Origin of the sequence: Mesorhizobium sp. M0910, from assembly GCF_040319465.1 — a bacterium.
In the GTDB taxonomy this organism is placed as follows: Bacteria; Pseudomonadota; Alphaproteobacteria; order Rhizobiales; family Rhizobiaceae; genus Mesorhizobium.
In genome coordinates, this window is sequence record NZ_JAMYNZ010000006.1 from 370,060 (window position 1) to 387,657 (window position 17,598).

Annotated in this window: 16 protein-coding genes; 10 read left to right on the plus strand and 6 right to left on the minus strand. The window is 64.1% G+C overall.

The features are described 5' to 3' along the window. Positions 1-13: 13 nt before the first annotated feature. Positions 14-229: a DUF6356 family protein gene (locus tag NKH78_RS17790; protein WP_352738671.1), complete on the plus strand. Its 216-nt coding sequence runs from the start codon at positions 14-16 to the stop codon at positions 227-229. A gap of 173 nt (positions 230-402) precedes the next feature. Further along, complete coding sequence (locus NKH78_RS17795) at positions 403-1,776, plus strand: amidase (RefSeq protein WP_352738688.1); 1,374 nt, start codon at positions 403-405, stop codon at positions 1,774-1,776. On the opposite strand, the gene NKH78_RS17800 is transcribed toward NKH78_RS17795, so the two are convergent. Next, a complete protein-coding gene (locus tag NKH78_RS17800; protein WP_352738668.1) occupies positions 1,770-2,846 on the minus strand; it encodes an NAD(P)/FAD-dependent oxidoreductase in 1,077 nt (358 codons plus the stop codon). The genes NKH78_RS17795 and NKH78_RS17800 overlap by 7 nt on opposite strands. Positions 2,847-2,963: 117 nt before the next feature. Here NKH78_RS17800 and NKH78_RS17805 point away from each other — a divergent pair, with 117 nt between their 5' ends. The 3 genes from NKH78_RS17805 (at position 2,964) to NKH78_RS17815 (ending at position 6,164) form a co-directional block, all read left to right on the plus strand. After that, positions 2,964-3,554 (plus strand): TetR/AcrR family transcriptional regulator, encoded by a 591-nt coding sequence (locus NKH78_RS17805; RefSeq protein WP_352702454.1) that lies wholly within the window; start codon positions 2,964-2,966, stop codon positions 3,552-3,554. A gap of 4 nt (positions 3,555-3,558) precedes the next feature. Next, positions 3,559-4,485, plus strand: a complete 927-nt coding sequence (locus NKH78_RS17810; RefSeq protein ID WP_352702456.1) for a haloalkane dehalogenase — start codon at positions 3,559-3,561, stop codon at positions 4,483-4,485. An 86-nt stretch (positions 4,486-4,571) separates the two neighbouring features. After that, complete coding sequence (locus tag NKH78_RS17815) at positions 4,572-6,164, plus strand: peptide chain release factor 3 (RefSeq protein WP_352738665.1); 1,593 nt, start codon at positions 4,572-4,574, stop codon at positions 6,162-6,164. A gap of 171 nt (positions 6,165-6,335) precedes the next feature. On the opposite strand, the gene NKH78_RS17820 is transcribed toward NKH78_RS17815, so the two are convergent. Then, positions 6,336-6,809, minus strand: coding sequence for a VOC family protein (locus NKH78_RS17820; protein ID WP_352702460.1), 474 nt, complete (start codon positions 6,807-6,809; stop codon positions 6,336-6,338). A gap of 293 nt (positions 6,810-7,102) precedes the next feature. Between NKH78_RS17820 and ilvD the strand changes: the two genes are divergently transcribed. The 3 genes from ilvD (at position 7,103) to NKH78_RS17835 (ending at position 11,391) form a co-directional block, all read left to right on the plus strand. Then, positions 7,103-8,947: a dihydroxy-acid dehydratase gene (ilvD, locus tag NKH78_RS17825; RefSeq protein ID WP_352777907.1), complete on the plus strand. Its 1,845-nt coding sequence runs from the start codon at positions 7,103-7,105 to the stop codon at positions 8,945-8,947. Positions 8,948-8,974: 27 nt separating this feature from the next. Continuing rightward, positions 8,975-10,249 carry an amidohydrolase family protein gene (locus tag NKH78_RS17830; RefSeq protein ID WP_352506947.1) on the plus strand — a complete coding sequence of 425 codons (1,275 nt, stop codon included), beginning with the start codon at positions 8,975-8,977 and terminating at the stop codon, positions 10,247-10,249. 218 nt (positions 10,250-10,467) lie between these two features. Then, positions 10,468-11,391, plus strand: coding sequence for a DMT family transporter (locus NKH78_RS17835; protein WP_352506948.1), 924 nt, complete (start codon positions 10,468-10,470; stop codon positions 11,389-11,391). Here NKH78_RS17835 and NKH78_RS17840 read toward each other — a convergent pair. Further along, positions 11,388-12,290: a phosphotransferase gene (locus tag NKH78_RS17840; RefSeq protein WP_352506949.1), complete on the minus strand. Its 903-nt coding sequence runs from the start codon at positions 12,288-12,290 to the stop codon at positions 11,388-11,390. The two genes, NKH78_RS17835 and NKH78_RS17840, sit on opposite strands and share 4 nt — an antisense overlap. A gap of 105 nt (positions 12,291-12,395) precedes the next feature. On the opposite strand from NKH78_RS17840, the gene NKH78_RS17845 reads away from it, so the two are divergent. Beyond that, positions 12,396-13,028, plus strand: coding sequence for a class I SAM-dependent DNA methyltransferase (locus NKH78_RS17845; protein WP_352506950.1), 633 nt, complete (start codon positions 12,396-12,398; stop codon positions 13,026-13,028). An 18-nt stretch (positions 13,029-13,046) separates the two neighbouring features. On the opposite strand, the gene NKH78_RS17850 is transcribed toward NKH78_RS17845, so the two are convergent. Genes NKH78_RS17850 through NKH78_RS17860 form a run of 3 tightly spaced genes read right to left on the minus strand, consistent with a single transcriptional unit; the run spans position 13,047 to position 16,627 of the window. Further along, positions 13,047-15,500 carry a GcvT family protein gene (locus NKH78_RS17850; RefSeq protein WP_352738659.1) on the minus strand — a complete coding sequence of 818 codons (2,454 nt, stop codon included), beginning with the start codon at positions 15,498-15,500 and terminating at the stop codon, positions 13,047-13,049. Continuing rightward, complete coding sequence (locus NKH78_RS17855; RefSeq protein WP_352479885.1) at positions 15,497-16,381, minus strand: phosphotransferase; 885 nt, start codon at positions 16,379-16,381, stop codon at positions 15,497-15,499. Before NKH78_RS17855 ends, NKH78_RS17850 begins: the two co-directional genes overlap by 4 nt. Positions 16,382-16,417: 36 nt before the next feature. After that, positions 16,418-16,627 (minus strand): hypothetical protein, encoded by a 210-nt coding sequence (locus NKH78_RS17860; protein ID WP_352738658.1) that lies wholly within the window; start codon positions 16,625-16,627, stop codon positions 16,418-16,420. 189 nt (positions 16,628-16,816) lie between these two features. Here NKH78_RS17860 and NKH78_RS17865 point away from each other — a divergent pair, with 189 nt between their 5' ends. Continuing rightward, a complete protein-coding gene (locus NKH78_RS17865; RefSeq protein ID WP_352479861.1) occupies positions 16,817-17,593 on the plus strand; it encodes a DeoR/GlpR family DNA-binding transcription regulator in 777 nt (258 codons plus the stop codon). The last annotated feature ends 5 nt before the right edge of the window (positions 17,594-17,598 follow it).

Sequence of the window (17,598 nt, forward strand, 5' to 3'; positions counted from 1 at the left end):
AGGAGGGATCGACATGACAGCACGGCTTGCAAGACTTTTCACCTCTCACCCGGCCGCGGTCGGCGAGAGCTATTTCGGCCATATGGCTTTCGCCGCATGGTTCTCGTCACGATTGTTCATGGCGGCCTTTGCCGCGCTCATTCATGCTTTCTTGCCGTTTCTGTTCGAGACCACGGCAAGCGAAATCATCCGTGAGCTCTACGAACGGACGCATAACCGGGGACGGTAAGCCATAGAGGTGCCGATCGCGGCGAGGCCCGCTGGACAGCGCCGACGCTCAACGGATCCCGGCAGCGCAATCCCGATCAAGCGCCGCCGTCGTCGAAATGCCGAGCCAGGCTTGAAGCCGCGCCGCAATCCGCCATTTTGAGGAGCGCGACGCGGTAGCCCGGAGCACTCATGATGGATATCGTCTTTTCCTCGACCACCAAACTGGCCGCGGCCATCCGCGACCGTACGGTATCCGCAATAGAAGTGCTGGACGAGCATCTGGCGCAGATCGACAGGCACAATGAGGCGGCCAATGCCGTCGTCACGCTCGACAGGGAGGGGGCTCACGCTCGAGCGAAGAAAGCCGACGAAGTGCAGGCGCGCGGCGAGGCACTTGGGCCGCTGCATGGCCTGCCGTTCACACTGAAGGACACGCACGAAACCGCTGGCATGAGGACCACCGTCGGCTTCCCGGCCTTCGCCGACTATGCCCCGAGGGCAGACAGTTCGGTCGTTGCCCGGCTAAAGGCGGCAGGCGGCATACTGGTGGGCAAGACGAACGTGGCGACAATGCTCGGTGACTGGCAGTCGAGCAATCCGCTATTCGGCCGCACCGGCAATCCCTGGGATCTCCAGCGCACCGCCGGCGGCTCCAGTGGCGGTGCGGCGGCGGCGCTCAGCACCGGAATGACGCCGTTCGAGGTCGGCACCGACATGCAGGATTCGATCCGGCTGCCGGCCGCCTTTTGTGGCGTCTACGGCCTCAAGCCGACCGAGCACCGCGTCTCGCTCGCCGGCGCCTTCCCCGATCCAGGCGGGGCGCCGCGCAGCGTGCGGCTGATGTCCTGCCTCGGACCGCTGGCGCGCAGCGTCGAGGACCTGGCGCTCATCTATGGCCTAATTGCCGGGCCGGATGGAAGCGATACCGACCTTGCGCCGGTACCGGTCGAAACCATGCCGGAGCTGGACCTCAAAAATTTGCGCATTGCAGTCGCGCCGTCCTTTCCGGGCTTTCCAGTGGCCGGCGAGATCAGCGCGGCGGTCGAAAGTCTGGCAAAAGAGCTTCAGGCTGCGGGCGCCATCGTCGAGGAAGCCGAATTGCCGGAGCTCGACCTGCACGACGACCTGAAGCAGGGCGGCGTCCTGATCGGCATGATGCTGGAGGCGGCGCAGCCCGAACCACCGGAGAATCCGACGCCGGTCTCGCGCTGGTTCGAGGCGCTCGCCCGCCGCGACCGCTCCATCCTGGCATGGGAACGGTTCTTCGACGGTTGCGACGCCTTGCTGTGCCCGGTCGCCATGGTCACCGCCTTCCCGCATTGCGAGCCGGGAACGCCGATCGAGGTCGACGGCGAGAAGCAAAGCTACTGGATACTGCCGGCCTATGGCGCGGTGTTCAACTACAGCGGCCATCCGGCACTGTCGCTGCCCTGCGGACAGGATCGCGACGGCCTGCCCATCGGACTACAGCTTGTTGGCAAACGCTGGTCGGAGTCGCGCCTGCTCGGGATCGCCAGCGCAATCGAGCCGCTGGCCGGCGGCTTTCGCCGCCCGCCCGGTTATTGAGTAAACCGCGCCAGCCCGTAGGGATCAAGCAGCGGATCGCGCTCGCCGTCGAGGATTTCGTGGGCGGCGAACAGGCCGACGGCCGGCGCCAGCGTGATGCCGGAATGCATAACGGCGACGTAGACGCCGCCCGTGCCTTCGGCGCGGCCTATGATGGGAAAGCCATCGACCGGCGTCGGCCGGTAGCCAATGGTGTGGAAATCGAGTTCCAGCCCATCCGCGCCGCGCAGCATCGCCTTCATCGCCGCAAACAGGGCGCGGGCGGTGGCCGCGGCATCCATGCCGGGATCGGCGCCGCCGAAATCCGAGCCGGCGATGACGCGGCCTTCCGCCGTCTGGCGCATATGCAGTCGGTCGCCGATCACCAGCCCGTTGAGCAGCTTTTCGTAGGGGCGCGAATGCACGATCAGGCCGGGTGGCGTCTCGATCGGCAGTTCTATTCCGGCTGTTGCCGCTAGTGCAGGAGAGCCGGCTCCGGCCGCGATCACCACCTCGTCGGCAGCAATCCGCCCGCCGGATGTATCGACGCCGGCAATCCTGCCGTTGGCCTGCACAAGCGCGGTCGCGGTAACTCCCGTCAGCAGCCGCGCGTCGCGCCGTTCAGCGTCGGTCAGCAGCGCTTGCGTAGCAGCGACCGGTTCGGCGACACCTTCCTTGGCGACATAAAGGGCGAAGTCGGGAAGCTCGGTCAGGTTTGGCTCGATGCGTGCTGCGGCGGCGCGGTCGACACGCTCGATGCCATAGCCCCATGAGGAATGTTCGGCGGCATAGGCTTCCAGTTCGGCCGCGGGCAGGTCCCAGCACAGGCCGCCGCACCATTGCAACGGGACGCCGGGCACTTCGTTCGCCAGCCGCGTCCATTCGGCCATCGATCGAGTCCGTAGCCGGAAGTAAGGCTGCGGATTACCCCAGCTGGCGTTGATCCAGGCAAAGGAATTCGGCGTCGCGACGCCGCCGGCGCCGCTGCCGGCAATGACCGTCACCTTTGCTCCTGCTCTGGTCAGGTGCCAGGCGATGGAGGCGCCGATGATGCCGGCGCCGATGACGATGACTTGTTTCGCCGCTGCCATGCTTCACTCCTCGTTCCAACGCCACCACTGCGATGCCATTGCCCGTGGGTTCTGCCAAGAGCGCGCGGTATAAAATATGCCTCTTGACTTTAATACGTACGTACGTATTGTATCGCCATGGCTAGACACTCACTTCGCGAAAAGCTTCTCGACGCCGGTTTCAAAACCATCTGGAGTTCCGGCTATTCGGCCGCCGGCGTACGCGACATCGTCGCCGCGGCCGATGCCCGTCCGGGGTCCTTCACCAATCATTTTGCATCCAAGGAGGCGTTCACCGGCGAGGTGCTGGACCGCTATTTCGCCTATGTGAGCGGTTTGGTGGAGCAGGCCCTCGCCCGGGACGGCACGCCTCCGGTCGGGCGCTTGCGCCGCTATCTCGAAATCATCACGTCGAAACTGGAGGCGCATGATTGGGCACGGGGCTGCATGATCGGTAATCTCAGCCTCGAGACGGCGGCTCACAGTGAGGCGCTGAGGCTGCAACTCGTCGCAATTTTCGAACGCTGGCGCAAGCCCTTCGCCGAATGCATCGCCGAGGGCCAGGCGGCCGGCGATATCACCGACGCATTCGATGCCGAGGACCTCGCCGATTTCCTTTTGAGTTCCTGGCAAGGCGCGATGCTGCGCATGAAGGTGGAGCGCAGTCCCGAACCGCTCGAGCGCTTCAAGAACATCGTCTTCAAAACAGTCTTCGCAAAAAGGAGCTGATCCGATGAACCCGAAATTCGAAAAGCAGCAATCCCGCACAATGCTGCGACGGTCGCAAATCGCGGTACTCGATTCCACCATCTCCTATGTCGAGGCAGGCACGGCTGGCCCGACAGTGCTCTTCCTGCACGGCAACCCGACGTCGTCCTACATCTGGCGCGACATCATCCCGCATGTGGCGCCATTCGGCCGCTGCATCGCGCCCGACCTGATCGGCTATGGCCAATCCGGCAAGCCGGACATCGACTATCGCTTCTTCGACCACGTCCGCTATCTCGACGCCTTCATCGAGACGCTTGGCATCACCGAACTGGTGGTCATCGCGCAGGACTGGGGCACCGCGGTCGCCTTCCATCTCGCCGCACGGCGGCCGCAGCGGATCCTCGGCCTCGCCTTCATGGAGTTCATCCGCCCCTTCGAGAGCTGGGACGATTTTCACCAGCGTTCGCAGGCGCGCGAATTGTTCAAGGCAATGCGCACGCCCGGCATCGGTGAGAAGCTTGTTCTGGAAGACAACGTCTTCGTCGAAAAGGTGCTGCCGGCCTCGGTTCTGCGCACGATGAGCGATGCTGAAATGGCCGCCTACCGGGCGCCGTTCCCGACACCGCGATCACGCAAGCCGATCCTGCGGCTGCCACGCGACCTGCCGATCGAAGGCCAGCCCGCCGATGTCGCCGCCATCAGTGAGCACGACCATCGGGCGCTCCGGGCTTCCTCCTACCCGAAGCTGCTTTTCTCAGGCGATCCGGGCGCCCTCGTCTCGCCGCAGGCGGCACGGGAATTCGCAGCCGGCCTAAAGAACTGCCGGTTGATCGATCTCGGACCCGGCGCGCATTATCTGCAGGAGGACCATGCCGACAGGATCGGTACCGCCATTGCCGAGTGGATTCCCGAGATAGCCTTCGAGAGCCATGCCGCCGAACCGGCGTGAAGCCGGGAGCGTGGCCACTCCGCCGGAGAGGTCGACAGCTCTGCACTCCGCTGCTAGAAGCCCGGCCTCACACGGAAATCCTGAAAATGTCCGAAACGATTACAGATGCGGTATCGCGCCGCCGCACTTTCGCGATCATTGCTCACCCCGACGCCGGCAAGACGACGCTCACCGAAAAGCTGCTTTTGTTCGGCGGTGCGATCCAGCTTGCCGGCGAGGTCAAGGCCAAGAAGGACCGCATCCAGACCCGGTCCGACTGGATGAAGATCGAACGCGAGCGCGGCATTTCGGTGGTCACCTCGGTGATGACCTTCGAATATGAGGACACTGTCTTCAACCTGCTCGACACGCCCGGCCACGAGGATTTCGCCGACGACACTTATCGCACGCTGTCGGCGGTCGACAGCGCGGTGATGGTCATTGACGCCGCCAAGGGCATCGAGCCGCGCACGTTGAAACTGTTCGAGGTCTGCCGGCTGCGCGATATCCCGATCATCACCTTCGTCAATAAGATGGACCGAGAAAGCCGCGACCCGTTCGACATCCTCGATGAGATCGAGCAGAAGCTGGCGCTTGATACCGCACCGATCACCTGGCCGATCGGCCGCGCCAAGACCTTTTCCGGGACCTACCATCTGGCGCTGAACGCGGTTCGCAAGGGCGACGCCGAAAAGGAGCGCACGCCGGTCAACGGCCCCGATTCCAACCGTGTCGCCGGTCTCTTGCCGGAGAACGACCGGGAGGCTTTCATCGAGGAGCTGGAGCTGGCGCGCGAGGCCTGCCGCCCGCTCGATCTGGAAGCCTTTCGCGAAGGCCATCTGACACCGGTCTATTTCGGCTCGGCGCTGCGCAATTACGGCGTGCGCGACCTGATCGAGGCGCTCGGTGCCTATGGGCCGCCGCCGCGCGCGCAGGAGGCCGACACGCGCAAGGTCGAGGCGACCGAGGACAAGATGACCTCCTTCGTCTTCAAGATCCAGGCCAATATGGACCCCAACCACCGCGACCGCATCGCCTTCGTCCGCGTCTGCTCCGGCAAGCTCGAGCGCGGCATGAAGGCCAAGCTGGTGCGCACGGGCAAGCCGATGAGCCTGTCGGCGCCGCAATTCTTCTTCGCCCGCACCCGCGTCACCGCCGACGAGGCGTTTGCCGGCGACGTCGTCGGTATTCCCAATCACGGCACGCTGCGCATCGGCGACACGCTGACCGAAGGCGAGGAGATCCTGTTTCGCGGCGTGCCGAATTTCGCGCCGGAAATCCTGCGCCGCGTCCGCCTCGGCGACGCGATGAAGGCCAAGAAGCTCAAGGAGGCGCTGCACCAGATGGCCGAGGAAGGCGTCGTGCAATTGTTCTCGCCGGAGGACGGCTCGCCGGCCATCGTCGGCGTCGTCGGCGCCCTGCAGCTCGATGTCCTGAAAGAGCGGCTGAACTTCGAATACACACTGCCGGTCGATTTCGAGATGTCGCGCTTTTCGGTCTGCCGCTGGATCTCGGCCGACGACAAGGCCGAGCTCCAGCGCTTCATCGAGGCGCATCGCGGCGACATTGCCCGCGACCTCGACAACGACCCGGTGTTCCTCGCCCAGCACGCCTTCTCGCTCAATTACGAGGCTGAACGCTGGAAGGCGATCCGCTTTGCGGCGGTAAAGGATTATCAGGTCCGCGACAAAGCGGCCTGATGCGCCCCTTCCCTTCTCCCCTTCTTGTGGGAGAAGGTGTCGCCGAGGGCGACGGATGAGGGGTGTTCCAGGAAACACCAACGTCTCATTCCGTCCAGCACCCCTCAACCGTCTCGGCGCTTCGCGCCGATCCACCTTCTCCCACAGGGGAGAAGGAAAGATCGCGTTCGTTCACCCTTTCGCTGCCTCTTCGATCTTGGCGATGTCGATTTTGCTCATCTGCATCATCGCCTGCATCACCCGGCCGGCCTTTTCCCTGTCGGGGTCCAGCAGCAGCTTGGGCAACTGCTCGGGAACGACCTGCCAGGAGAGGCCGAACTTGTCCTTCAGCCAGCTGCACTGGCTGGGCTCGCCACCGCCCGCGATGAGCCTGTCCCAGAAATAGTCAACCTCTTCCTGCGTCTTGCAGTCGATGGAGAGCGAGACTGCCTGGGTGAACTTGAATTGCGGCCCGCCGTTGAGCGCCTGGAACTGAACGCCGTCGAGCTCGAATGAGACCATCAGCACCTTGCCCTCATTATCGCCGCTGCCCTTGGGCCAGCGCATCACGCTCAGCACCTTCGAATTCTTGAAGATGGAGATGTAATGGTTCATGGCCTCCTCGGCCTGGTCGTCGAACCACAGGCAGGGGGTGATCTTTTGCATTCTCTTGCTCCTCGGACTGGTTTTGGCTTTGTTTTTACTGGCAAAACGGCCGGCTGGCGAATGTTGCCCAGCCCCGCCGTCTGCCCAAGGACGCTCGAGCAAAACCCGATCCGACAGCACCTCTGACTTTTTTTCGGTCGGTCTGGACCGGCTGCGTCTTTGGCTGGCGCTCGTTCCGCGCCCTGGCGCAGCGCAAAATTGTGGCCAGACCAGAGCTTGGCGCCTATAAGGCCTGCGGCTCAATTCCGGTTTTCCGCGCCTGTGCGGCGCGAGCAGACAGCAAGGACAGTTCAATGCCCGCCTACCGTTCCCGCACCACCACCCATGGCCGCAACATGGCCGGCGCCCGCGGCCTGTGGCGCGCCACCGGGATGAAGGATTCGGACTTCGGCAAGCCGATCATCGCCGTGGTCAATTCCTTCACCCAGTTCGTGCCCGGCCATGTCCATCTGAAAGACCTAGGCCAGCTGGTTGCCCGCGAGATCGAAAAGGCCGGCGGCGTCGCCAAGGAATTCAACACCATAGCCGTCGACGACGGCATCGCCATGGGCCATGACGGCATGCTCTATTCGCTGCCGTCGCGAGAATTGATCGCCGACTCGGTCGAATACATGGTCAACGCGCATTGCGCCGACGCCATGGTCTGCATCTCGAATTGCGACAAGATCACGCCGGGCATGCTGATGGCGTCGCTGCGCCTCAACATCCCGACCGTCTTCGTCTCCGGCGGACCGATGGAGGCCGGCAAAGTGGTGCTCGCCGGCAAGAGCCAGGCGCTTGACCTGGTCGACGCCATGGTCGCGGCCGCTGACGACAAGGTGTCCGACGAGGACGTCAAGATCATCGAGCGATCGGCCTGTCCGACCTGCGGCTCGTGCTCGGGCATGTTCACCGCCAATTCGATGAACTGCCTGACCGAGGCGCTCGGCCTGTCGCTGCCCGGCAACGGCTCGACGCTGGCGACGCATGCCGACCGCAAGCGGCTGTTCGTCGAGGCCGGCCATCTGATCGTCGATGTCGCCCAACGCTATTACGAGCAGGACGACGACACCGCGCTACCGCGCAGCATCGCGTCGAAGGGCGCCTTCGAGAACGCCATGACGCTCGACATCGCCATGGGCGGCTCGACCAACACCGTGCTGCACATCCTCGCCGCGGCACATGAGGGCGAGGTCGACTTCACCATGGAAGACATCGACCGGCTGTCGCGGCGGGTGCCGGTGCTATGCAAGGTGGCGCCGGCCAAGGCCGACGTCCACATGGAGGACGTCCACCGCGCCGGCGGCATAATGGCGATCCTCGGCCAGCTGGATAGCGCCGGGCTGATCAAGCGCGACCTGCCGACGGTGCACACCGCCAGCCTCGGCGAAGCGCTCGACCACTGGGATATTTCGCGCACGAGCAGCCAGAACGTCCGCGACTTCTTCCTCGCGGCACCCGGCGGCGTGCCGACGCAGGTCGCTTTCAGCCAGGACCGCCGCTGGGACGATCTCGATCTCGACCGCGAGACGGGCGTCATCCGCTCGGCCGAACATCCTTTCTCAAGGGACGGCGGCCTTGCCGTGCTGAAAGGCAATCTCGCGCTCGACGGTTGCATAGTGAAGACGGCCGGTGTCGATGAATCGATCCTGAAATTCACCGGTCCGGCAAGAGTGTTCGAAAGCCAGGATGCCAGCGTCAAGGCGATCCTGTCGAACGAGATCAAGGCCGGCGATGTCGTCGTTATCCGTTATGAAGGCCCGCGCGGCGGCCCCGGCATGCAGGAAATGCTCTATCCGACCAGCTATCTCAAATCGAAGGGCCTCGGCAAAGCCTGCGCACTGATCACCGACGGTCGTTTTTCCGGCGGCACCTCCGGCCTGTCGATCGGCCACGTCTCGCCGGAAGCGGCTGAAGGCGGTCTGATCGGGCTGGTCAGGGAAGGCGACACGATCGAGATCGACATCCCCAACCGCACCATCAGGCTTGCCGTCGACGACGCCGAACTCACCGGCCGTCGTGCGGCGATGGAGGCCAGGGGACCAACTGCCTGGAAGCCCGAGGAAAAGCGCAAGCGCAAGGTGACGACGGCCTTGCGCGCCTATGCGGCGATGGCGACAAGTGCCGCCAAGGGGGCGGTGCGGTACGTGCCGGAATAGGCATACTCTTCAAAGGGGTAACGATAGATGGATTTCGACCTTGTGGTGCGCGGCGGCACGCTGCCCGACGGCAGGATCGCCGATATCGGCATCGTCGGCGAAACGATCGCAGCGATAGAGCCCGAGCTGAACGTCAGCGCCGGCACGGCGATCGATGCCCGTGGCAATCTGGTCTCGCCGCCCTTCGTCGATCCGCATTTCCATATGGATGCCACGCTTTCGCTCGGCATTCCCCGCATCAATGTCTCGGGCACGCTGCTCGAAGGCATCTCGCTTTGGGGCGAGCTGAAGCCGCTTCTGACCCACGAGGCGGTGCGCGACCGTGCGCTTGCCTATTGCGACTGGGCGGTGTCGATGGGCCTGCTCGCGATCCGAACCCATGTCGATGTTTGCGACGACCGCCTGCTGGCGGTCGAAGCGCTGCTCGACGTGAAGAAGACCGTTGCGCCGTATATCGACCTGCAATTGGTCGCCTTCCCGCAGGACGGCTTCTATCGCTCGCCGACGGCGCGCAGCAACACCATCCGGGCGCTCGACATAGGCGTCGATGTCGTCGGCGGCATTCCGCATTTCGAGCGCACCATGGCCGACGGCACGCGCTCCGTCACCGAGCTCTGCGAGATCGCGGCCGAGCGCGGCCTGATGGTCGACCTGCATTGCGACGAGACCGACGATCCGCTGTCGCGCCACATCGAGCAGCTTGCCTATGAGACGCAGCGGCTTGGATTGCAGGGCAGAGTGGCCGGCTCGCACCTAACATCGATGCATTCGATGGATAATTACTACGTCTCGAAACTGTTGCCGCTGATTGCCGAGGCCGGCGTTTCGGCGATCCCCAATCCGCTGATCAACATCATGCTGCAGGGCCGCCACGACACCTTTCCCAAGCGCCGCGGGCTGACGCGGGTCAAGGAGATGCTGGCGCACGGCATCCGCGTCGGCTGGGGCCAGGATTGCGTGCTCGACCCCTGGTATTCGCTGGGCACCGCAGACATGCTCGACGTCGCCTTCATGGGCCTGCATGTCGCCCAGATGTCGAGCCCGGCAGAGATGGCGCGCTGCTTCGACATGGTCACCAACGTCAATGCCGCCATCATGGGCCTCGACCACCTTGGCCTGGCGGTCGGCAAGCGCGCCAGCCTGGTCGTTCTCGATGCCGGCAACCCGGTCGAGGCGCTGCGGCTGCGCCCAGAGCGTCTCTGCGTCATTGCCAGGGGCAAGGTGGTGGCCGAGCGCAGCCGGCAGGACACGCGGCTTTCGATCGCCGGAAGGCCGGGCACGGTGAACCGGCGCCACGCTTAAAGCGCGTCGCGCTCGACCGGCCTCATGCGACGCGCTTAAGTTCCTGTTTTGATGCATGTCGTTGTCGCAAAACCGCTGCACACTTTTGCGCGACATGCATTAGTCCAGCCGATTTCCGGCGCTGGTCTTACCGAATTCTCGATTTTCGCCTCGTCACGGCCGCAGCTTGCGACTACGACGCGGGTCACCGTACCCCACGGCGAGGAACCGGTAACGGAATGGCGCAGCCCGCAGCCCATAATTCGACGATCAGGAACGTGCTGCTGGCCGGCATCCTGCTGATGCTCGCCGGCGATTTCCTGTTTGCGCTGAACGATGCGATGGGCAAGTGGCTGGTTGCCAGTTTTTCCGTCGGCCAGGTCGTGCTGATCCGCTCGATCGGCGCGTTTTTCATACTTGGGCCGATGATTGCCCATCAGGGTGCGGCCAAGCTGTTTCTCATGGAGCGGCCGGAGCTGCAGCTGCTGCGCGTGGTGATGACGACGCTTGACACGGCGCTGTTCTACGCGGCGGTCGTCTATCTGCCGCTCGCCGATGTGATGAGCTTCTACATGGCCGGGCCGATCTACGTCGCGGCGCTGTCGCACTTTTTGCTCGGCGAAAGGGTCGGCTGGCGCCGCTGGGCGGCTATCCTGCTCGGTTTCTGCGGTGTGCTGATCATGCTGAAGCCGTCGTCGGCCGCGTTCTCGCTGTCCTCGATGTTCGCGCTCGCCGGCAGCATTTCCTTTGCCTTCGCCATCATCCTCAATCGGCGGCTCCGCGGCACCAGCGACACTTCGCTGGTCACCTGGCAAACCATCGGCACGCTGCTGGTCGGCGCTGCGCTGACCCTCGGCAGCTGGAGGACGCCGTCCTCGCTCGACTTCGGCGCCATGCTGCTTCTCGGCATCGTCTCCTGCGGTGCGCATCTGATGATCACCAGGGCGTTGAAGCTGGCGCCGGCCTCGACCTTGGCGCCGCTGCATTACAGCCTGCTGTTGTGGGCAGTGGTCTTCGGCCTCGCCTTCTTCGGCGATGTGCCTGGGCCGCGCATCCTGATCGGCTCGGCCATCGTCGTGCTGGCCGGCCTGTTCATTTTCCATCGCCAGAAGGTGGTCGAAACCGTGGTGCCGCCCGAGAACGTGCCGAAGGGTGTGAATTAACCCCGGCGCACCGCTGCGAGATGCCGCGAAAATTCCGGCATCTCCATCAGTGCCTTGCAGCGCGCAAACCGGCCGTCTGCATAGGCGCGAAAGTCGTCGGCCGGATTTTTGTTGGCAAGCTGGATCAGTCCCCACAGCGTCCACAAAAGGTCGCACATCGCCTTGTAGATGACGATGCGGGCGCGCTCCGCCGGTCTCGGCTCGCCGCCGAAATAGGCCAGCATCATTTCCTCGTCCTGCGCGGCGTCGAATTGCCCTTCGACGCTGAGGTCGCCGAGATCCCAGAGCGGATCGTTCATGCCGGAATATTCCCAGTCGACGATCCACATCCTGTCGCCCGTATCGAGAAAGTTTTCGCAGAGCGGGTCGCAGTGGCAGGCGACGATCGGCAGAGGTTGAGCTGCAAGTGCTGAGCGCACTGCCTCCGCCTCGCGGACCACATCGTGGTAGCCGGCAGGCAGGGCGACGTCCTTGGTTGACAGCACTTTCAGATAATCGTCGATCATCGCGAACAGCTCGAAGCGGAAGGGGAACACCGCGCCGGATGTGTGCAGCTTGCGAAAGGCCTTGCCGGCGCGTGCCGGGCTGCCCGGTCGGGTCTTGAATTTTTCCGGCGACATCGTCTCGGCGCCGGCGATGAAGCGGGTCACCAGCACGCCGGTCTCGGCATCGACATGCAGCACTTCCGGGCTGACGCCGGCCTTCGCCGCTTCCCGGGCCGCCACTGCCTCGTTGGCGCGGTTGATGTATTCCTCGGTATCCTTGCCGGGGATACGCAGGCAGAAATCCTTACCTCTGAAGACGAGGTTGGTCAGGCCGCCGAGCCGTTCCAGCGGGCCGTCATAGCCGGCCAGCATCGGAATTGCCGCAAGCGCGGCGCGTGCCTGGTCATCCGCCATGGCTTTCGCTCCTTTTCCCATCTTTATTGTCGCGACGACGGTTCCACAGTTTTCACCGTTTGGCTATCATCGCGTAGCGGATCAATACCGGGCGACGAAACAGCAATGACGGACAGCAAACAGCAGAGCGCACTCGCCGCAGCCTATGCGGCGAAGCGGCCGGAAGACGTAGCCGCGCTCTACGACAGCTGGGCCGGCACTTACGACGCCGACATGTCGGCGGCCGGCTATCGCCATCCCACCATCTGCCTTGCCTTGCTGGCCCGCCATCTGCCGCGCGGCGCCGCACCTCTCCTCGATGCCGGCGCCGGCACCGGGCTCATCGGCGAGTGGCTCGCCATCACCGGTTATCCGCAGGTCGAGGCGCTCGACATCTCGGAAGGAATGCTGGCGCAAGCGGCGCGCAAAGGTATCTATTCGGCGCTGCACTGCCTGGCGCTTGGCGGGCCGCTGCCCTTCGTGGACGATGCCTATGCCGGGATCATCTCAGCCGGCGTCTTCACGTCGGGCCATGTCGGAGCCGAGGGGCTGGACGAGCTGATCCGCATCTGCCGGCCGGGCGGAGTGATCGTACTGACGGTGAAGAACACGCTGTGGGACACGGGCTTTGCCGCGCGGATCGCCGAGCTCGAGGCGCAAGGCATCGTCACCCGCGCCGAGGAGACGCCGCCCTATGTCTCGATGCCAGGCGAGGCCGATACGGTGCCTAGCCGGGGGCTGGTGCTCATCGTGAACTGAGGCTGAAATCGGAACGCTCTACGCCTTCACCTTTACTCCTGCCGGATCGTAAAGCGGCTCGAGGTGAATCTTCGCCGGCGTCCGTTCCATTGCCACAACCAGCTCGTAGTCGCCGGAGGTGAGGAAATCATCGCTGACGCCATAGGCATTGCGCACATAGCCGTAGCCGATGTTCCTGCCGATGGTGTAGCCATAGCCGCCGCTGGTGAGGTAACCGACCGCCTCGCCGTTGCGCAGGATGGTCTCGCGCCCGAGCAGCACGACGTCGGGATCGTCGACAGTGAAGCCGGCAAAGCGTTTCCTGAGCGTCGAGCCACCGAGCTTTTCAAGCGCCCGTCGGCCGAGGAAATCGGTGTTCTTCCTGAGCTTCACCGCCCAGCCGAGGCCGGCCTCCTGCGGCGTGTCGTTGGGCGTGATGTCGGCGCCCCAGGCGCGGTAGCCTTTTTCCAGCCGCAGCGATTCCAGCGCCCGGTAGCCGACCGGGCGGATGTCGTGGGTAGCGCCCGCCGCCATCAGCGCGTCGAAAACCTCGCCTGTCGCCGCGATCGGCGCATGCAATTCCCAGCCCAGTTCGCCAACATAGGTGACGCGCAGTGCCCGCACGGCGTGGCCGGCAATGGCGATCTCGCGAACATGGCCGAACGGAAAGGCGGCATTCGAGACGTCAGCATCGGTCACCGCCGACAGCACGTCACGTGCGCGCGGCCCCATCAGCGACAACGTGCCAAAATCCTCGGTGACGTCGGTCAGCGTCACGTCGAACTCCCTGCCGATATGATCGGCAATCCAGGAGAAATCGTGCGTGCGGAACCCGGTGCCGGTGACGATGTAGAATTTTTCCTCACCGAGCCTCGCCACGGTCAAATCGGCCTCGATGCCGCCGCGCGTATTGAGGAGCTGTGTGTAGGTCAGCCGGCCGACCGGCTTGGCGACGTCATTGGCGCAGATCCAGTCCAGCGCCTTCAGCGCGTCGGCTCCGGTCATTTCGTATTTGGCAAACGACGATTGGTCGAAAATACCGATCTTTTCGCGCACATGGCGATGCTCGTCGCCGACGGGTGAAAACCAGTTCTGCCGGCCCATCGAATAGACGTCCTTCGGCTCGATGCCTGCCGGCGCGAACCAGTTCGGCCGCTCCCAGCCAAGTTTCGAGCCGAACACGGCGCGATGTTTTTGCAGCCGCTCGTACAAAGGTGAGACGATGCGCGGCCGTCCGCTGGCATATTCCTCATGCGGGAAGCCGATCGTGTAGTGCTTGCCGTAGGCTTCCAGCGTGCGGTCGCCGACCCATTTCCGGTCGCGGTGCAGGTCGGAGAAGCGGCGGATGTCGACCACCCACAAATCGAGCGGCGCCTCGCCGTCGACGACCCATTGCGCCAGCGCCCAGCCGGCGCCGCCGCCGGACGCGATGCCGAAGGCATTGAAGCCGGCGCCGACGAACATATTGGGGCATTCCGGCGCCACGCCGAGGATGAAATTGCCGTCCGGCGTAAAGCTCTCCGGCCCGTTGATCATCTGCTTGACGCCGACATTGGCAAGCGCCGGGACGCGCTCGATGGCCTGGCTCATATGCTGCTCGAAATGATCGTAATCATCGTCGAACAGCCGGAACTCCCAATCGTCCGGCACATCGCCGCCGGGCAGGCCGGTCGTCCACGCCTGCGGGTTCGGCTCGTAGCCGCCCATCACCAACCCGCCCACCTCCTCCTTGAAATAGGTGCGGCGATCGGGGTCGCGAATTGTCGGCGCGTCGGTCGCCAGGCCGACGATCCTCTCGGTGATGATGTACTGGTGCTTCACCGGCTGCAGCGGCACGTTGATGCCGGCCAGCGCACCCACCTGCCGCGCCCATTGCCCGGCGCAGTTCACCACCTTGTCGCAGGCGATATCGCCCCTGTTCGTCCTAACCTTAACGATCCGGCCGTTGGTCATTTCAAAGCCGGTGACCCGCACCTCCTCGAACAATTTTGCGCCATGCATGCGCGCGCCCTTGGCCAGTGACTGGGTGATGTCGGAAGGGCTTGCCTGACCGTCGGTCGGCAGCCAGGACGCGCCGACGAGGTCGCCGGTTTCCAGCAGCGGCCACATTTCCTTGACCTCGGCCGGCGACAGCAGATGCATGTCCATGCCGAAGCTCTTAGCCGTCGTTGCCAGCCGCTCATACTCGGTCCAGCGGTCGGCATTGGTGGCGAGGCGCAGGCAGCCAGTCATCTTCCAGCCGGTGGCGAGGCCGGTTTCGGCTTCTAGCCCCTTGTAGAGATCGACTGAATATTTGAGCACGCGCGTGATCGACGCCGACGAGCGTAGCTGGCCGACCAGCCCGGCAGCATGCCAGGTCGAACCCGAGGTCAGTTTGCCCTGTTCGAGCAGCACGATTTCGGCCTTGTGGTCGCGCGCCAGATGATAGGCCGTCGAACAGCCGATGATGCCACCGCCGATGACCACGATCCCGGCCTGGGCGGGCAAGGTCACGTCCGCGTCCCGTATTTTGTCCTGTAGTTTTCCAGGGCGGCTTCGAGCCGCGCCAAGTTTTCGTCGGCGTAGGCGGCGTAGTCGACGCCGGGCGCATCGAGGTAGAGCTCGGAAACCATGCCCCACATCGCCTCACGCAGCAGCGACGCGCATTGCATGGCGGCGTGCGAGCGCCGTATCGCCGGGTCCGGCTCCTTCATGAAATAGGCGGTCAGGAAGGCGAAGGATTCCTCGTCGCTCATGCCGGCGTTCGAAGCCGCACCGGCAAGGTCGAACATCGCGGTGTTGAAGCCGGCATATTCGAAGTCGATGAGCCACAGCCTGTGACCGTCGTCGATTATGTTGGCCGGCAGAAGATCGTTGTGACCGAAGACGATCGGCAGCAGTTTTTGCGCGCGCTCGAGCTCGTCCGCCAGGGTCAAAAGGCGTGGCAATTCGTCCAGCTTGCGGCTGCGGCCTTCCTCCAGCGTGCGCGCATAGTCGCGAATGACGTGGAACACCCAGAACATGAAGCCGGCGCCGGAGATGTGACTGGGCATCTCCCGGTGGAAGCCGCGCAGCAACGCGGCAACGCGGCCGAGATCAGCGCGCACGTCCTGCGCGACATAGGCCTTGGCGCCGAGATACTCCGTCACCATGACGCCGGGTCCGGTGTAGTGGACGGCCGGAGCGAAGCCTGCCGCGTGCGCTGCCCGCGCGGTCATCATCTCGCGCTCGCGAAAGACATGGTGGAACGGATAATCCTGGCCGATCCGCACGACGTGCCGCCCGGCCGCGTCCTTGACCAGATAATTGGCATTGCTCAACCCGCCCGGCAGCGGCGCGATATCGATGCCGCCGGTCCAGCAAGGCAGCGCACGGATGCGGTCTTCGACAGTCACGATCTCGTCCAACATCGGGTCAATTTTCCACGCATGTCACGGCTGGCCAGCGATGACAATCGGACGGAGGAATGGCGGCAACGCGAAGATCTCGTCGGTGCAGATCTCGGGATCGGTATCCCGCACCGCACCGACGAGCCCCTTTTTGCCGGGTTCTTCGACGCCGGCATCCGCCCCCGCGGATCCTGAATTTCGGTACCCTTGCACCCGACGATCTCCCGGGCATTCGGGCAGGCGATTTTTCATGCGGCTCAGCCGTCGTCCTCCGTTCCGAGCCTGTCACGGCGATAATGTCGCGCCACGCTGGAGGCGTTGTCAACGCGAAATTGTGGTGTTTTCTGGTTTTTTGCCCGAATTTTGCTAAATTTCCTGGAGTTAGTGGCATTTATGCCGTAGAATCGGTCAATGGTGCAACAATCCGACCGGATGGAACTGATGCTCCACTCGAAGCGGCATGGCGAAATCCTGCGCCTCCTCAAGGAGGAAGGCACCGTTACCATTGCCAGCCTGGCTGATCGGCTGGGCGTCTCGCTGGAGACAGTACGCCGCGACGTCAAGCCACTGACCAGCGACGGTTCCATCCTCAAGATGCACGGCGCCGTCGGCCTGCCGTCGATTGCCGGCGAAGCGCCGTTCGAGCGGCGCATGCGCGAGAACGCCGATGCCAAGCGAGCTATTGCCCGCATGGTCGCCGCCACCATCCGCGACGGCGAATCGATCATGCTCGACACCGGCACCACCACCTCATTCCTGGCCCGGGAACTGCTCGGCCACCGGCGGCTGACGGTCGTCACCAACTCCTCCGACATCGCCCGCACACTGGCCACCGTCAACGGCAACAAGGTCTATATGGCCGGCGGCGAGCTGCGCAGCGATTCCGGTGCTGCCTTCGGCGTCTCGGCCATCGAATTCGTCAGCCGTTTTTCCGTCAGCCATGCAGTGATATCGACCGGTGCGGTCGATGCTGTCACCGGCGTCATGGACTATGATCTGGAAGAGGCCGAATTCGCCCGCATGGTGCTGTCGCGCGGTCAGCGTTCGCTTGTCGTCACCGACCACAGCAAGTTCGGCCGCCAGGGCCTTGTTCAGGTCTGCGGCTTCGGCGGCTTTTCCGAACTCGCCACCGACCGGCGGCCGCCGCACGACATCGCCGCCGCCCTCGTCCAGGCCGGCGCGCGGCTCAGCATTGCGGACGGCGGAAGCGAGGGCTGAGCTCT

Bases quoted from the DNA above. Each gene is read 5' to 3' on its own strand.
- NKH78_RS17860 (WP_352738658.1), bottom strand. From the start codon at position 16,627: ATGAAAAATCGCCTGCCCGAATGCCCGGGAGATCGTCGGGTGCAAGGG.
- NKH78_RS17815 (WP_352738665.1), top strand. From the start codon at position 4,572: ATGTCCGAAACGATTACAGATGCGGTATCGCGCCGCCGCACTTTCGCG.
- NKH78_RS17800 (WP_352738668.1), bottom strand. From the start codon at position 2,846: ATGGCAGCGGCGAAACAAGTCATCGTCATCGGCGCCGGCATCATCGGC.
- NKH78_RS17820 (WP_352702460.1), bottom strand. From the start codon at position 6,809: ATGCAAAAGATCACCCCCTGCCTGTGGTTCGACGACCAGGCCGAGGAG.
- NKH78_RS17835 (WP_352506948.1), top strand. From the start codon at position 10,468: ATGGCGCAGCCCGCAGCCCATAATTCGACGATCAGGAACGTGCTGCTG.
- ilvD (WP_352777907.1), top strand. From the start codon at position 7,103: ATGCCCGCCTACCGTTCCCGCACCACCACCCATGGCCGCAACATGGCC.
- NKH78_RS17840 (WP_352506949.1), bottom strand. From the start codon at position 12,290: ATGGCGGATGACCAGGCACGCGCCGCGCTTGCGGCAATTCCGATGCTG.
- NKH78_RS17865 (WP_352479861.1), top strand. From the start codon at position 16,817: ATGCTCCACTCGAAGCGGCATGGCGAAATCCTGCGCCTCCTCAAGGAG.
- NKH78_RS17845 (WP_352506950.1), top strand. From the start codon at position 12,396: ATGACGGACAGCAAACAGCAGAGCGCACTCGCCGCAGCCTATGCGGCG.
- NKH78_RS17810 (WP_352702456.1), top strand. From the start codon at position 3,559: ATGAACCCGAAATTCGAAAAGCAGCAATCCCGCACAATGCTGCGACGG.
- NKH78_RS17830 (WP_352506947.1), top strand. From the start codon at position 8,975: ATGGATTTCGACCTTGTGGTGCGCGGCGGCACGCTGCCCGACGGCAGG.
- NKH78_RS17795 (WP_352738688.1), top strand. From the start codon at position 403: ATGGATATCGTCTTTTCCTCGACCACCAAACTGGCCGCGGCCATCCGC.
- NKH78_RS17790 (WP_352738671.1), top strand. From the start codon at position 14: ATGACAGCACGGCTTGCAAGACTTTTCACCTCTCACCCGGCCGCGGTC.
- NKH78_RS17805 (WP_352702454.1), top strand. From the start codon at position 2,964: ATGGCTAGACACTCACTTCGCGAAAAGCTTCTCGACGCCGGTTTCAAA.